Genomic DNA, 13,689 nt, shown 5'->3' on the forward strand with positions numbered 1-13,689 from the left:
CAATGCAACACCTTCCGTCACAACAACAACGGCCTCATCCACGATGAGGCAAGGAATTCGCATGTCTAAAAATCGCAACACCCTTCTAAAGACCATCGCCCTGGCCGTCGGTGCCACCCTGCTCGCCAGTGGGACAAGTGCCAGCGCCAGCATTAGCGACGGTGCCATCCGCATTGGTTACCTGGCTGATATGTCGGGTCCCTACCGCGATCTGGCAGGTCCCGGCGGCCTGGAAGCCATGCGCATGGCCATCGAGGAGCACGGAGGGTCGATTCACGGCGCTCCTATCGAGGTGTTCAGCGCAGACGACCGCAACAGCGCCGACGTGGGCGCCAACACGGTGCGCGAATGGATCGACCAGCGCAACGTCGACATGGTAGGAGGACTGGTGGCTTCTTCAGTTACCATCGCTGCCACCCGACTGCTCGCCGATCACGACCGCATCGGCATGGTCTCCGGAGCCGCTGCCCTTAGCGTTACCAACGAACACTGCAGCCCCAACCACATCCAGTGGGTCTACGATACCCACGCCATGTCCAACGGCACCGCGCGAGCCATTGTCGAGGAGGGCGGTGACAGCTGGTTCATCCTTTCGGCAGACTACGCTTTCGGCCACTCCCTGGAAGCCGAGGTGGAAAATGTGGTCACCGAAATGGGCGGTGAGGTCCTCGACAAGGTCCGCCACCCCCTCAATACGAGCGACTTCTCCTCCTACATTCTCCAGGCCCAGGGGTCGGGGGCCGAGATCGTCGGTCTGGCCAATGCTGGATCTGACACGGTCAACGCCATCAGCACCGCTGGCCAGTTTGGGCTGGCGGAAGCAGGTCAAACCCTGGCTGGGCTGATGGTGTTTCTCAATGATATTCATGCGCTAGGCCTGGAAACCACTCAAGGCATGCAGCTCACCACCGGCTGGTACTGGGACGTGAACGATGAGGCCCGTGAGTGGGCGGAGCGCTACTACGAGCGTGTGGGCAGCATGCCTACCATGGTGCAGGCCGGGATCTATTCCAGCACACTGCACTACCTCAATGCTATCGAGGGTACCGGAAGCGACGATGCCAGCACCGTGCGCGCCTGGATGGGCGAGAACCCAGTCAACGACATGTTCACAAGCAACGGCGTGATTCGTGAAGACGGCCGCATGGTCCATGACATGTACCTGGTTGAGGTGAAGTCGCCCGAGGAGTCCTCAGGCGAGTGGGACCTCTATCGTGTGCTGCGGACCATTCCAGGCGATCAGGCCTTCCAGTCTCTTGATAACAGCGGCTGCTCACTCATCAACTCCTGATCTCTTCAACTCCTGTAACCTGCGAGTGTGGCAGCGCCACGCTCGCTTTTCTTGCCCCTGCTATCATCGGCACCTCCCCAACCAGGCTCCTTGAGCATGGCTTCAAGACAAGGGCTCCCGTGATACACGGCTGAATCTGAACTTTCTCCGTCTGAAATCCCTAGCCAATTTGCGCTTGGCACCTCTCGCCTCCTCACTTTTCCTACAACTTCGAGCCTACGATCGCTTTACAGCAGTGAAAAAAGGCCCGCCCGCCGAAGCGGATACGGGCCAAGGAGGATAGCGGTTACCGCGTGAAACCGGACGCAGCAGTCTCAGCCAGCTAGGGGCTTCACTCCCCCGCCGGCTTCTTCAGGGGGTGGGGATTGCTGGCGAACTCAAAGTCCTTGGTCTCGAAGATCAGCGAGACCAGCACGCCCAGCACCAGGGCCCAGAACGAGGAGCCGATGTCCAGGATCTGGATGCCCGAGGCGGCGATCAGGAAGGCAAAAAGCGCGCCCATCTCGTGCTTCTTGCCCGAGAAGGCGATGGCCAGCGAGGAGGTGATGACCCGCACCAGCGCCAGGCCGGCGATGATGGCGATGAAGTAGCCCGGGGTCGCCTCGAGCAGGCTGACCACGAAGCCGTAGAAGGGCGCGCCGATCACGAAGATGGCCCCGGCGATCACCGCCGCCACCCAGCGCTTGTCACGCTCCCCGGCCTCGGGGGAGGAGCAGATGCCGGTCATGGGCGCGGCGATGCAGGTGCTGTGCAGGTTGAAGAAGGAGGAGATCATGGTGCCGATACCGCCTACCGCGGTGATCCCGTTGGCGGGCACCTCCTTGTAGCCCATGCCCTTGACCAGGCCGACGCCGGCCGGCGTCTCCATGCCCACCAGGATGATCGCCAGCGGCAGGCCGTAGGCCAGGAAGGCGCCCAGGGTGAACTCGGGAACGATGAACTCGGGGAAGCGCACCGAGAACTCGATGCCGGAGAAGTCGACGCCGGTGACCGAGAGGTAGAGGATCCCCGCCAGCATGGAGACGATCAGCGGCGGAATCTTGCGAAACAGTCTCGCCGAGAGGAAGAAGGAGAGGATCATGATCGAGGCCGGCAGCAGGGCGTTGTCCAGCGGGCTGACCATGTTGAGGCCGAAGCTGAGCAGCACGCCGCCGATCATGCCCATCACGATGGGCATCGGAATCAGCCGCATCACGGTCTTCATCACCCCGGCGAGTCCCGCCGCCAGCGAAATGGCTCCGGCGATCAGGGTCGCCCCCAGCGCCGCCTCCAGGCCCACCACCGGAATGATCGCCGCGAACAGCAGCGCCCCGGGGATGGAGTTGGCCATGGGCAGGGGCAGCCGATAGTAGGCCGGCATGAACAGGCCGAAGAGCCCGTTGATCATCAGGTAGCTGATCACCCAGATCATGATGAAGGAGGAGTCGAGGCCCGCGGCGGTGCCGGCGCTGATATGGATGACCCCGGCGCTGAGGCCGAAGATACCCGCCACCAGGCCGGCGCTGAAGTTGTCGGGGTTGAGGTCTCTGACGAAGTCGGAGGGCGCATGCCTCAGACTCACGCCTTTTTCGATATGTTTCACGGTGTGCTCCAGGGGATTGTTGTCATTGGTAGTCTTGGTAGTGACGAGGGCAATTTCACCGGCTCGGCATTGGCCGAACCGGCACGACAGCCGACTATCCCTGGTCGCCGCCACCCACCGGCAGCACGCTGCCGGTGATGTAGCTGGCCTCGTCGGAGGCCAGGAAGAGGATCGGCGCGGCCATCTCGTCGAGGGTGCCGTAGCGGCCCATCAGGCAGCTCTGTTTGGTCTGGTCGATATGGGCCTGGAACCAGGCCCGCTCCGTCTCGTTGCGGGGCTCCGGCGTGCCGCGGGAGATCTTTCGCGGCGGCGCCTCGGTGCCGCCGATGCCGGCGGCCGCCACCCGGATGCCGTGCTCGGCGTATTCGAAGGCCAGGGATTCGGTCAAGGCGTTGACGCCGCCCTTGGCCGCCGAGTAGGGGATCCGGTGGATGCCTCGAGTCGCCACCGAGGAGACATTGACGATCACCCCGCCGCCCTGGGCCACCAGGGTCGGCAGCACGGCCCGACAGCACCACAGGGTGGGCATCAGCGAGCGGTTCACCTCGGCGGCGATCTCGCTCTCGCTGAACTCGGTGAACGGCTTGAAGTTGATCGCCCCGCCCACGTTGTTGATCAGGATGTCGATGCGGCCGAAGTGCTCGACGCTCTTCGCCATCACCGCCGTGGCGCCTTCCCAGGTCTCCAGGTCTGCCTGCAGGGCGATGGCCTCCACGCCCTGCTCGGTCAGCCCAGCCACCACCTCATGAATCAGCTCCGAGCGGTCCACCAGGGCCAGGCGGGCCCCCTCGGCGCCGGCCCGCTCCGCGACCCGCCGGCCGATACCCTGGGCCGCCCCGGTCACGACCATCACCCTGCCTTGGAAACGCGGGCTACCGAAGGCGACGGCGCTCATGCCACCTCCTCGGCCTGGGCGACCTGGTTGGGGGTAAACTTCTCGTAGTGGAAGCTCTGGGGCACGATGCCCTCGGCATCGAAGTGCTTGAGCACGGCGTCCACCATGGGGGGCGGCCCGCACAGGTAGACGTCGACGTCGCCGTCGTGCATCACCTCGGCGTCCATGTGATGGGTCACGTAGCCCTTGCGGGGATGCTCGCTCGCCTCGTCCACCACCACGGTGGCGTAGGTGAAGCTGGGCAGCTTGGCGGCGATGGCCTCCAGGGCGTCCACCTTGACCAGGTGGTCGTCCTTGTTGACGCCGTAGATCAGGTGGATCGGCGCTTCGCAGCCCTTCTCCACCAGTTGGGCCAGCATGGAGAGGAAGGGCGCGAGGCCCGTGCCGCCGGCCAGCATCAGCACCGGGCGGGTGACCTCGCGGAGATAGAAGCTGCCCAGCGGGCCGGTGAGGGTCAGGCGATCCCCCGCCGCGGCGCGCTCGCCGAGGTAGCCGCTCATCACCCCGTTGGGGATATTGCGGATCAGGAAGGTGGCGCGCCGCTCGCCCGGCAGGGAGCTGAAGGAGTAGGAGCGGTGCGCCTCGGTGCCCGGCACGTCGATATGCACGTACTGGCCGGGCAGGAAGGTCAGCTCGCTCCCCGGGTCCAGCTCCACCGCCAGCTCGATGCTGTCTTCGGAGAGCGGCTCGACCGCGGCGACCCTGCCCTCGACCTTGCCCACCTGGGTCTTGCACAGGGTGGAGGCCACCGGCACCTGGATGACGCAGTCGGTGGACGGCACCATCTGGCAGGTCAGCACCATGCCTTCGGCGGCCTCCTCGTCGGAGAGCGCCTCCTCGATGTACTCGTCACCCATGTCGAAGTCACCCTGCTCGCAGTGGCCCTTGCAGGTGCCACAGACACCGTCGGAGCAGTCCATCGGCAGGTTGACCTTCTGGCGGTAGGCGGCGTCGAGTACCGTTTCCCCTTCCTTGCAGCCGATGAAACGGGTGACGCCGTCCTCGAAGTTGAGGGCAATGGTGTAGCTCATGGTCGTTCTCCTCCGACACCGGGCCGTCGACGATCAGATGTGGTAGACGTCGATGACCTGGTGGATATAGTCGTTGTTGAGTTGCACTACCTTGCGGGTGATCAGCGGGCGCTCGCCGGACACGTCCAGGGTGTAGAAGGAGCTCCCGAAGAAGCTGCGGGTCTCCTTGTAGCGGTGCACCAGCGTCTGCCAGTTGAAGCGCAACTCCACCTTGTCGCCCGCCTCCTCGAGCACCTCGATATTGGTGATCTGGTGGGTGGTGCGCGGCTCCGGCGTGCTCGCCCCGCTGCGCTCGGTCTTGATCCGATAGACCCGGTCCTCCAGCCCCTCGCGGCTGGGGTAGTAGATCAGCGATATCTCGCTGTGCGGGTCCTGGGTCAGCCGGTCGTCGTCGTCCCAGGCCGGCATCCAGAACTCCACTTCCTTGTGGTAGCAGGTCAGCCACTCGTCCCACTCGCGGTCGTCGAGCAGCCGCGCCTCACGGTACAGAAAGGCCTGGATCTCGTGATAGCTAAGGCTCATGTCGTGTCTCCCCTTCTCGGTACGGCCTGACTCAGGCGCTCTGGGTGGCGATAAACTGGCTGCGTTCCTTCTCGATGGCGCGCAGCATCTCCTCGACCCAGTGCTTGTGGTGCAGCACGTAGAGGCCTTCGTCCTCGGGGGAGGCACCGCTCAAGAGCGGCTTCATGCCGATCGCCTGGGCGTTCTCGTCGGCGCCCTGGATCCACTGCTTGGCACCGCGGGAGAGATCGTTCCACTCCGCCAGCTCACCGTGATAGCCCTCTTGGCAGGCGCGGAACTCTTCCAGGTCGTCCGGCGTGCCCATGCCCGAGACGTTGAAGAAGTCCTCGTACTGACGGATGCGGATGCGGCGGCTCTCGGCCGACTCGCCCTTGGGCGCGAAGCAGTAGATGGTCACTTCGCTCTTGTCGACGTCGATGGGGCGGATCACCCGGATCTGGGTGGAGAACTGATCCATCAGGTAGACGTTGGGGTAGAGGCAGAGGTTACGGGTCTGGTTGACGATGGAGTCGGCCCGCGCTTCGCCCAGCTCCTTCTCGATCCACGCCTTGTTCTGGTAGACCGGGCGCACCTCGGGGTTGAGCAGCCGGGTCCACAGCAGCATGTGACCGTTCTCATAGGAGTAGAAGCCGCCCTGGCTCTTCGACCAGCCGTCGGCGTCCACCGCCTTGGTGCCGCCGGCGTCGTAGTTGCGGCGGTCCATGGTGGAGGCGTAGTTCCAGTGCACGGTGCTGACGTGGTAGCCGTCGGCGCCGTTCTCGGCCCCCAGCTTCCAGTTGCCGTTGAAGGTGTAGGAGGAGGTGCCGCGCAGGATCTCCAGGCCTTCCGGCGCCTGGTCGACGATATTGTCGATGATCTTCTTGGTTTCCCCGAGATAGTCGTCCAGCGGCATTACATCGGCGTTGAGGCTGCCGAACAGGAAGCCCTTGTAGCTCTCGAAGCGCGGCACCCGCTTGAGGTCGTGGGACCCCTCCTGCTTGAAGCCGTCCGGGTAGGCGCCGAGCTTCTCGTTCTTGGCCTTGAGCAGCTTGCCGTCGTTCTTGAAGGTCCAGCCGTGGAAGGGGCAGGTGAAGGTGCCCTTGTTGCCTTGCTTGCGGCGGCACAGGGTGGCGCCACGGTGGGCACAGGCGTTGATCAGGGCGTGCAGCTCGCCGGCCTTGTCGCGGGTGATGATCACCGGCTGGCGGCCCATGGTCACGGTGAAGTAGTCGCCCGGCTCGGCGATCTGGCTCTCGTGGGCCAGGAACAGCCAGTTGCCTTCGAAGACGTGCTTCATCTCGAGTTCGAAGAACTCGCGGTCGGTGAACATGCTGCGGTGGCAGCGGAAGATGCCGGCCTCGGCGTCGTCGACGACGGCGCCGCGCACGCGCTTCTCGAGTTGATCAAGCTTGCTGGTCATGGAGTCATCCTCTTTATCTTGTCGTGACCGCTTGGGGCTGATCCGGCGGCGGGCCTGACGCCTCTTCGGCCCCGCCTCCGGCGCTCCTGAATGGTGGTCGACTCCCACCGCTCGGTGCTTTTCCGGCGGCGGGCCGTTGAGGAGGCGCTGTGAATCCCTCCCTGGACGCTACATTCGACATCCCTGTCGAATGACCTCCTCTTCGGCCCGCCCCCGGCGCCCCTCGCGGTAAGTCAGAGTCGGAGTCAGGGGCCGATCAGACCTTGGCGGTACCGGCCAGCTGGCTGTGCCGGTCCTGCTCGTCTTCCTTAGCCCGCGGGCGGGCGTGGCGGCTCTGCAGCTCGGCCTTGTCGGTCTTGGCCAGCTCGATGTCGAACACCACCTCGGAGAAGGGGCCCTCCAGCTCGCGCTTGGCGATCTCGTCGGCATCCTCGATGCGCTCGGCCGGCACCACCAGCTCCTCGCGGGTGGCGAAGGCGAAGTCGTCGAAGGTGTAGGGGTCGCCGGCCAGGTTGATCTGAGTGGTCAGGTGCTGGTGCCCCGGTGCGGAGATGAAGTAGTGGATGTGTGCCGGGCGCTCGCCATGGCGGCCCAGGGACTTCAGTACCACGTCGGTGGGAGCGCCTTCCGGCACGCCGTAGCCGGAGGGAATGATGCTGCGCGCGGCATAGCGCCCTTCGCTATCGGCGTAGATGGTGCGGCGCATGTTGTACTCGCTCTGGGTCGGGTCGAAGAACGAGTAGCCGCCCTTGGAGTTGCAGTGCCAGATCTCGACCTTGGCGCCGGGGATGGGGTTGCCGTCCAGGTCGCGCACCTGGCCGGTCAGCCACATCACCTCGGCCTCAGGGTCGCTGCCATCGTCCATGCGCGCGAAGCCTTCGGCCTCCGGGGCGCCGGCCACGTAGAGCGGGCCCTCGATGGTGCGCGGGGTGCCACCTAGGCGCTTGGCTTCGGCGTCGGCGGCGTCCTGGCGCATGTCCAGGTAGTGGTCGAAGCCCAGCCCCGGCGAGAGCAGCGCGAACTGGGTGTCGCGGCCCAGGGCGTTGAGCAGGCTGACGGCGGACCAGTACTCCTCCTCGCTGACGTCGAAGTCGTCGATCAGCCTGTAGAGGTCGGAGAGCAGGCGGTGCATGATCTGCTTGGCGCGCTCGTTGCCGCCCTCCTGGTCGAAGCCGGCGACGGCCTTCAGGAAGTCCTGCACTTCGGGGGTATCGAAAATCTTCACGGTCATGGCGGTTTCCTCTTGGATTTCTCTTTGTTCACCCGTCCGGTGACGGGCTCTGGCGTGCTTCATCCGTGACTCAGGTGTCGTCCTCGCGGATGGAGGACGGGTGGCGACACAGCGGCTTGACGCTGATCTCCATGTAGGGGAAGAGGGGCAGATGACCAACCAGCTCCTGCAGCTCGGCGTTGTCCTCGACGTCGAAGATGCTGACGTTCGAGTAGCTGCCGGCCACGCGCCACAGGTGGCGCCACTTGCCGGCGCGCTGCAGCTCCTGGGCGTAGGCCTTCTCGGTGGCCTTGATCTCGGCGGCCTGCTCGGCCGGCATCTCCGGCGGCAGCTTGACGGTCATTTCCACGTGAAACAGCATCGCTCTCTCCTCCTCAGTCTGTAAGCGCTCGCTTACTGGCGCGAATACCGGGCCAGCTTGGCTTCATTCAGGGTGATGCCAAGGCCCGGGCCGGATGGCAGGGCCACTCCAAAGTCGTGGTACTCGAGCGGCGTCTCGACGATGTCGTCCTGGAGCAGCAGCGGACCGAACATCTCGGTGCCCCAGGCCATCTCGGGCAGGGTCGCCCAGGCGTGCAGGGAGGCGGCGGTGCCGATGGTGCCCTCCAGCAGGGTGCCGCCGTAGAGGCCGATGCCCGCGGCCTGGGCCACGTGGGCCAGCTCCAGCACGCCGCCCAGGCCACCGGACTTGGCGATCTTCAGGGCGAAGGCGCCGCTGAAGCCGCCGGCCGCCAAGTCGAAGCCGTCGCGGGCGTCCTGCACCGCCTCGTCGGCGAGCATCGGCACCTCGAAGCGGTTGGCCAGGCGGATCAGGCCGGCGTGCTCGCGGGCCGGGATGGCCTGCTCGATCAGTGCGATGCCGGCCTCCTGCAGGGCGGCGATGCCGCGCACCGCGGTGGCTTCGTCCCACGCCTGATTGACGTCGACGCGGACGCTGGCCCGCTCGCCCAGGGCCTCCTTGATGGCGGCCACGTGGCGCACGTCGCGATCCACCGGGTTGGCGCCGATCTTGAGCTTGAAATCGCGGTGGCGCTGCTGCTCCAGACGCAGCAGCGCCTCATCGATATCCTTGGCGGTATCGCCGCTGGCCAGGGTCCAGAGCACCGGCAGGTGCTCCTGACGGGCGCCGCCCAGCAGCTCGGCCACGCTGAGGCCCAGGCGCTTGCCCTGGGCATCGAGCAGGGCCGTCTCCAGCGCCGACTTGGCGATCATGTTGCCGCGGGTGTGGCGTGCCAGCCGGGCGCGCAGGGCGTTGAGATTGTCGGCCGGCTGGCCGATCAGCAGCGGCGCCAGGTAGCTGTCGATATTGCGCTTGATGCTCTCGGGGCTCTCGGGGCCGTAGGCCAGGCCACCGATGGTGGTGCCCTCGCCCAGGCCCTCGATGCCGTCGCTGTGACGCATGCGCACGATGACCATGGTCTGGCAGGCCATGGTGGTCATGGAGAGCTTGTGGGGACGGATGGTCGGCAGGTCGACCAGCAGCGTCTCGATGGTGTCGATCAGGGGTGTCATGGCGGTTCCCAATCCAGATGTTTCGATGATTGGGAAGCAGTGTGATTGCAGCGGAAAAGCGGAACCAATATTGTTTAGGTGTCCCGCCATACCCTGGAGGTATCATGGAGCTGCGCCATCTGAGGTACTTCTGCGTGGTGGCCGAGGAGCTCAACCTGACCTGTGCGGCCGAGAAGCTGCATATGTCGCAGCCGCCTTTATCCAGACAGATCAAGCAATTGGAGCAGGAAGTGGGCGCCGAGCTGTTCGAGCGAGGGCCCCGCGGCCTGCGCCTGACCCCTACCGGGCTGTTCTTCCAGCAGCATGCGCTGCAGATACTGGAGAAGGTGGACGCCACGGTGGCGGCCACCCGGCGCATGGCCCGTAGCAAGCGCGTGCTGTTCAGCATCGGCTTCGTGCCCTCGGTGTTCTACGGGCAGCTGCCGCTGCTGGTGCGTGACTTACGACAAAAGGATAATGTCGAGCTGAGTCTGGCCGAGCTGACCACGGTGCAGCAGATCCAGGCCCTCAAGGCGGGGCGCATCGACATGGGCTTCGGCCGCCTGCGCATCGACGACCCGGAAGTGGAGCAGGAGGTACTCTTCGACGAGCCGATCATGGCCGCGGTGCCCTGCGGCCACCCCCTGGAGGGCACCACCCCCACCCTCGAGGCGCTGGCCCGCTACCCGCTGATTCTTTTCCCCGCCAAGCCCCGCCCCAGCATGGCCGACATCATGCTGGGCCTGTTCCGCCGCCAGGGGCTCAAGGTGGAAGTGGTGCAGGAGGCCAACGAGCTGCAGACGGCGCTGGGCCTGGTGGCCTCGGAGATCGGTATCAGCCTAGTACCGGAGCAGGTCAAGCGCGTGCGACGCGACGGCGTGAGCTTCGTCTACCTCGCCGACAGGAGCCTGACGTCGCCGGTGCTGTGCAGCCGACGCCGCGGCGAGACGCCCTCGCCGATCATGCGGGAGGCCAACGCCATCCTCGAGGTACTGGTGGAGAACCGCCGCAGCGGGCGCTATCCCTGAGGATGCCTGCCAGGCTGGATGGACGGCGGCTCGGTGGGGAGGCGTCTCACCAATCGCAGGCGAGGGGCAGGCGGTCAAGGGTGTCCAGGCCCAGCCGGGATGCCGGCAGCTGTTTACCGCGAGCTGATCGCAACATAACAAACGCCGCCTCCAATGGCTGGAGGCGGCGTGGATAGTCCCATAAAGAGCTCAGACGGCCTTGAGGCCGAGGATCTCACGAGCCTGCTGCCAGCTGGCCACCGGACGCTCGTACTTCTCGCACAGGGCCGCGGTGCGCTCGACCAGGGCCGCGTTGGAGGGGGCCAGGGTGTCGCGGTCGAGGCGCACGTTGTCCTCGAGGCCGGTACGGGTGTGGCCACCGGCGGCGATGGACCACTCGTTGAGCATCAGCTGGTTGGGGCCGACCCCAGCACCGCACCACTGGGCATCCGGGGCCAGGCGCTTGAGGGTCTCGATGTAGACGTCGAAGGTCGGCTTGTCGGCGGGCATGGCATTTTTCACGCCCATCACGAACTGGACGTAGAGCGGCGCCTTGAGCTTGCCCTGCTTGGAGAGCGCTACCGCCTGGTGGATGTGCGACAGGTCGAAGGCCTCGATCTCGGGCTTGATGTCGTACTTGAGCATCTCCTCGGCCAGCCAGTTCACCAGCTGAGGCGAATTCTCGTAGACGCGGGTGGGAAAGTTGTTGGAGCCCACCGACAGGCTCGCCATGTCGGGCTTGAGCGGCAGCATGCCGCCGCGCTCCTCGCCGGCACCGGAACGGCCCCCGGTGGAGAGCTGGATGATCATGCCCGGACAGTACTTCTGCAGGCCTTCCATCAGGCGAGCGAACTTCTCGGGATCCGAGCTCGGCGTCTGGTCGTCGTTGCGCACATGGCAGTGGGCGATGGTCGCCCCGGCCTCGAAGGCCGCCTGGGTGCTCTCGACCTGCTCCTCGATGGTGATGGGAACGGCCGGGTTGTTTTCCTTACGGGGCAGGCTGCCGGTAATGGCAACGCAGATAATGCAGGGGTTGGACATGGTGACCTCGCTTCGCACCGACGCTTCGCATCGGTGCGGCTGTTCGAGTGGGGGAGATGTCGTTGTATGTGCGCTCGTGGCAACGGGGGCAGCTCAGCCCTCTTGGATCGCGGCCAACAGCTTCTCGGCGAAGAGGCCGGGCACCTCCACGGCGGGCACGTGGCCGACACCCTCGAGGATCTCCAGAGAAGCGCCGTCGAGCTCGGCGGCCAGGGCCTCGAGGGTCGCCGGCGGGGTAGCCAGGTCCACGCTGCCGCCCAGCAGCTGCACCTTCACCGGCTTGCTGGCGAGCTTGCCGGTAAAGGCGTGGCGGCCCAGCATCTCGCAGAGCCTGGCGTAGGAGTCGTCGTCGCCGCGGCCCATCTGGGTGCACCAGCCCGCCTTCAGGGCCGGCTCGGCCTCGATCCGGGCCGGGGCGAACCAGCGCGGCACGATCTCCTCGGCCATCGCCGCTAGGCCCTCCTGGCGCACGCGCCCGGCGCGGGTGGTCCACAGCTCCTCGGTGCCGATCACCGCCCCGGTGTTGGTCAGGGTGGCAGAGAGCAGGCGCTCGGCGTGCTCGGCTAGCAGCTGCTGGCCCACCACCCCGCCGATGGAGGTGCCGACGAAGTGAAAGCGCTCGGCACCGGCGTGATCGGCCAAGGCCAGGACCTCAGTAGCCAGGTCGGCCGGCGTGATGGGGGCCTCGCCCCAAGCCTGGCTGGCGCCGTGGCCGGGCAGGTCCCAGGCCAGCACCCGGTATCGCGGCAGCAGCGCCGGCAGCAGGTCGTCCCACACCGCCTGGGTCATGCCCAGCGGATGGGCCAGTACCACCAGGGGGTTGGCCTCGGCGCCTAGCAGGCGGTAGGCGACGCAGCGCCCCTCGATGTTCAGAAATGCCATAGGACCTCCGTTACACCATTCGATCAGGGTGGCGCCCCCCCTGGCGGATCACCTCGTGACCCGCGGCGAAGGGAACCAGGTGGGTGAAGCCCTCCATGGCCACGGTGGCGCCGTCGTGGACGTAGCGCGCCACCGCGTCATGCAGGCTCAGGAACTCGGCCATGGGATCTTCTCCTGGTGGCCGTTCCTATTGTTCGAATAACGAACAATAATATGTTATGCGAACAAATTACTCCCGATCCCGGCCGACGTCAAATCCCGGATTCCAGGCATGCCAAAGGGAGGCCAGGCCTCCCATTGCGATGCAGCGGATAATGTCTTGGTGTTTCGGTCGGTTGCCGAGGAAGCGGGCCGGGGTAGGCGGAGCCAGAATGGGCGATGGCCACTACCAAGGTATAAGATAAGATCTCTGCACTACGGCTTTTCGCTCGCAGGTATACGCACCCATATTCGCTATGCGAACATTGTGCTAGGATGGAGGGAAAGCGCCCGAGTCACCACATCCAGTTACAAGCGACGCATCGGACATGACCGAAGAGAAAGACGTACTCAGCCCCGACGATCGGGACTTCGTCACCGCCCTGGCCAGCGGGCTGGAGGTGATCCTGGCCTTCGATGAGGCCCACCCACGCATGACCCTGAGCGAGGTGGCTCAACGTACCGGGATGAACCGAGCCAAGGCGCGTCGGTTCCTGCTCACCCTGCATGCCCTGGGCTATGTGCGCAAGCAGCAGCGCGTCTTCGAGCTGGCCCCGCGGGTGCTGCAGCTCGGCTATGCGTTCCTCTCCGCCAACGACTACCGCAGCGTGATCCAGCAGGTGCTGGAAGAGATCACCGACACCTGCGGCGAATCCTCTTCGCTCGGGGTGCTGGACGGCGACGATGTCATCTATGTGGCCCGCTCCTCCTCTCGCCACCGGCTGATGGCGATCACTCTCTCGGTGGGCACCCGCCTGCCGGCCGCCTACACCTCCATGGGGCGGGTGCTGCTGGCCCAGCTGACCGACGACGAACTGGATGCCTGGCTCGATCGGGTGGAGCTGAAACCGCATACCGACAAGAGCATCGTCAAAAAAGCCGAGCTACGCAGGTGCATCATGGCAGTGCGCCAGCAGGGATACGCCGTTGCCGACCAGGAGCTCGACTCCGGCCTGCGCTCCATTGCCGTGTCGGCCTTCGACACTCATAGCAAGCTGCTGGGCGCCATCAACATCAGCACCAATGCCGCCCGGGTCGGCATGGACACGCTGCTGAAGGAGCACCTGCCCCTGCTGCAGGAGAAGGCACGCCTCATTCGCAGCAGCATCGGCTGAACCG

13 protein-coding genes and 1 pseudogene are annotated in these 13,689 nt (G+C 65.5%); 3 read left to right on the top strand and 11 right to left on the bottom strand.

Translation table 11 applies throughout. The annotated features are described in order from the left end of the window. The first annotated feature begins 61 nt into the window (after positions 1–61). A complete protein-coding gene (locus tag ACZIYR_RS18565; RefSeq protein ID WP_473031823.1) occupies positions 62–1,291 on the top strand; it encodes an ABC transporter substrate-binding protein in 1,230 nt (409 codons plus the stop codon). A 331-nt stretch (positions 1,292–1,622) separates the two neighbouring features. On the opposite strand, the gene ACZIYR_RS18570 is transcribed toward ACZIYR_RS18565, so the two are convergent. The 8 genes from ACZIYR_RS18570 to ACZIYR_RS18605 form a co-directional block, all read right to left on the bottom strand. Continuing rightward, complete coding sequence (locus ACZIYR_RS18570) at positions 1,623–2,873, bottom strand: benzoate/H(+) symporter BenE family transporter (RefSeq protein ID WP_483527679.1); 1,251 nt, start codon at positions 2,871–2,873, stop codon at positions 1,623–1,625. 94 nt (positions 2,874–2,967) lie between these two features. Then, positions 2,968–3,768 (bottom strand): benzoate diol dehydrogenase BenD, encoded by an 801-nt coding sequence (gene benD, locus ACZIYR_RS18575; RefSeq protein ID WP_483527680.1) that lies wholly within the window; start codon positions 3,766–3,768, stop codon positions 2,968–2,970. Then, the gene (benC, locus tag ACZIYR_RS18580) at positions 3,765–4,799 is read right to left on the bottom strand and encodes a benzoate 1,2-dioxygenase electron transfer component BenC (RefSeq protein WP_483527681.1); all 1,035 of its coding nucleotides are present in this window, start codon (positions 4,797–4,799) and stop codon (positions 3,765–3,767) included. The genes benD and benC overlap by 4 nt, the downstream gene beginning before the upstream one ends. A gap of 33 nt (positions 4,800–4,832) precedes the next feature. Beyond that, positions 4,833–5,321 (bottom strand): benzoate 1,2-dioxygenase small subunit, encoded by a 489-nt coding sequence (gene benB / locus ACZIYR_RS18585; protein WP_473031826.1) that lies wholly within the window; start codon positions 5,319–5,321, stop codon positions 4,833–4,835. A 31-nt stretch (positions 5,322–5,352) separates the two neighbouring features. After that, complete coding sequence (locus ACZIYR_RS18590; protein WP_473031827.1) at positions 5,353–6,720, bottom strand: Rieske 2Fe-2S domain-containing protein; 1,368 nt, start codon at positions 6,718–6,720, stop codon at positions 5,353–5,355. Positions 6,721–6,976: 256 nt separating this feature from the next. Continuing rightward, a complete protein-coding gene (catA, locus tag ACZIYR_RS18595; protein ID WP_473031828.1) occupies positions 6,977–7,951 on the bottom strand; it encodes a catechol 1,2-dioxygenase in 975 nt (324 codons plus the stop codon). 70 nt (positions 7,952–8,021) lie between these two features. Next, positions 8,022–8,312 carry a muconolactone Delta-isomerase gene (gene catC, locus ACZIYR_RS18600; protein ID WP_473031829.1) on the bottom strand — a complete coding sequence of 97 codons (291 nt, stop codon included), beginning with the start codon at positions 8,310–8,312 and terminating at the stop codon, positions 8,022–8,024. A 32-nt stretch (positions 8,313–8,344) separates the two neighbouring features. Then, positions 8,345–9,463, bottom strand: coding sequence for a muconate cycloisomerase family protein (locus tag ACZIYR_RS18605; RefSeq protein WP_473031830.1), 1,119 nt, complete (start codon positions 9,461–9,463; stop codon positions 8,345–8,347). A 104-nt stretch (positions 9,464–9,567) separates the two neighbouring features. Here ACZIYR_RS18605 and ACZIYR_RS18610 point away from each other — a divergent pair, with 104 nt between their 5' ends. Then, a complete protein-coding gene (locus ACZIYR_RS18610) occupies positions 9,568–10,470 on the top strand; it encodes a LysR family transcriptional regulator (RefSeq protein ID WP_483527682.1) in 903 nt (300 codons plus the stop codon). 189 nt (positions 10,471–10,659) lie between these two features. Here ACZIYR_RS18610 and ACZIYR_RS18615 read toward each other — a convergent pair whose 3' ends face one another. From ACZIYR_RS18615 to ACZIYR_RS18625, 3 genes and pseudogenes are all read right to left on the bottom strand, one after another. Further along, on the bottom strand, positions 10,660–11,490 hold the full coding sequence (locus ACZIYR_RS18615; protein WP_483527683.1) for a 3-oxoadipate:acetyl-CoA acetyltransferase: 831 nt from the start codon (positions 11,488–11,490) through the stop codon (positions 10,660–10,662). Positions 11,491–11,583: 93 nt separating this feature from the next. Continuing rightward, the gene (locus ACZIYR_RS18620; RefSeq protein ID WP_483527684.1) at positions 11,584–12,372 is read right to left on the bottom strand and encodes an alpha/beta fold hydrolase; all 789 of its coding nucleotides are present in this window, start codon (positions 12,370–12,372) and stop codon (positions 11,584–11,586) included. Positions 12,373–12,403: 31 nt separating this feature from the next. Continuing rightward, positions 12,404–12,535, bottom strand: a pseudogene (locus ACZIYR_RS18625) (CoA transferase subunit A); the annotation flags it as partial. Positions 12,536–12,899: 364 nt separating this feature from the next. Here ACZIYR_RS18625 and ACZIYR_RS18630 point away from each other — a divergent pair. Further along, complete coding sequence (locus ACZIYR_RS18630) at positions 12,900–13,685, top strand: IclR family transcriptional regulator domain-containing protein (protein ID WP_483527685.1); 786 nt, start codon at positions 12,900–12,902, stop codon at positions 13,683–13,685. Positions 13,686–13,689: the final 4 nt, after the last annotated feature.

It is taken from the genome of Billgrantia sp. NRB1 (assembly GCF_056921725.1).

Coding starts and splice junctions, on each gene's coding strand:
- ACZIYR_RS18565 (WP_473031823.1), top strand. CDS start 62: ATGTCTAAAAATCGCAACACCCTTCTAAAGACCATCGCCCTGGCCGTC.
- benD (WP_483527680.1), bottom strand. CDS start 3,768: ATGAGCGCCGTCGCCTTCGGTAGCCCGCGTTTCCAAGGCAGGGTGATG.
- benC (WP_483527681.1), bottom strand. CDS start 4,799: ATGAGCTACACCATTGCCCTCAACTTCGAGGACGGCGTCACCCGTTTC.
- benB (WP_473031826.1), bottom strand. CDS start 5,321: ATGAGCCTTAGCTATCACGAGATCCAGGCCTTTCTGTACCGTGAGGCG.
- ACZIYR_RS18590 (WP_473031827.1), bottom strand. CDS start 6,720: ATGACCAGCAAGCTTGATCAACTCGAGAAGCGCGTGCGCGGCGCCGTC.
- catA (WP_473031828.1), bottom strand. CDS start 7,951: ATGACCGTGAAGATTTTCGATACCCCCGAAGTGCAGGACTTCCTGAAG.
- catC (WP_473031829.1), bottom strand. CDS start 8,312: ATGCTGTTTCACGTGGAAATGACCGTCAAGCTGCCGCCGGAGATGCCG.
- ACZIYR_RS18605 (WP_473031830.1), bottom strand. CDS start 9,463: ATGACACCCCTGATCGACACCATCGAGACGCTGCTGGTCGACCTGCCG.
- ACZIYR_RS18610 (WP_483527682.1), top strand. CDS start 9,568: ATGGAGCTGCGCCATCTGAGGTACTTCTGCGTGGTGGCCGAGGAGCTC.
- ACZIYR_RS18615 (WP_483527683.1), bottom strand. CDS start 11,490: ATGTCCAACCCCTGCATTATCTGCGTTGCCATTACCGGCAGCCTGCCC.
- ACZIYR_RS18620 (WP_483527684.1), bottom strand. CDS start 12,372: ATGGCATTTCTGAACATCGAGGGGCGCTGCGTCGCCTACCGCCTGCTA.
- ACZIYR_RS18630 (WP_483527685.1), top strand. CDS start 12,900: ATGACCGAAGAGAAAGACGTACTCAGCCCCGACGATCGGGACTTCGTC.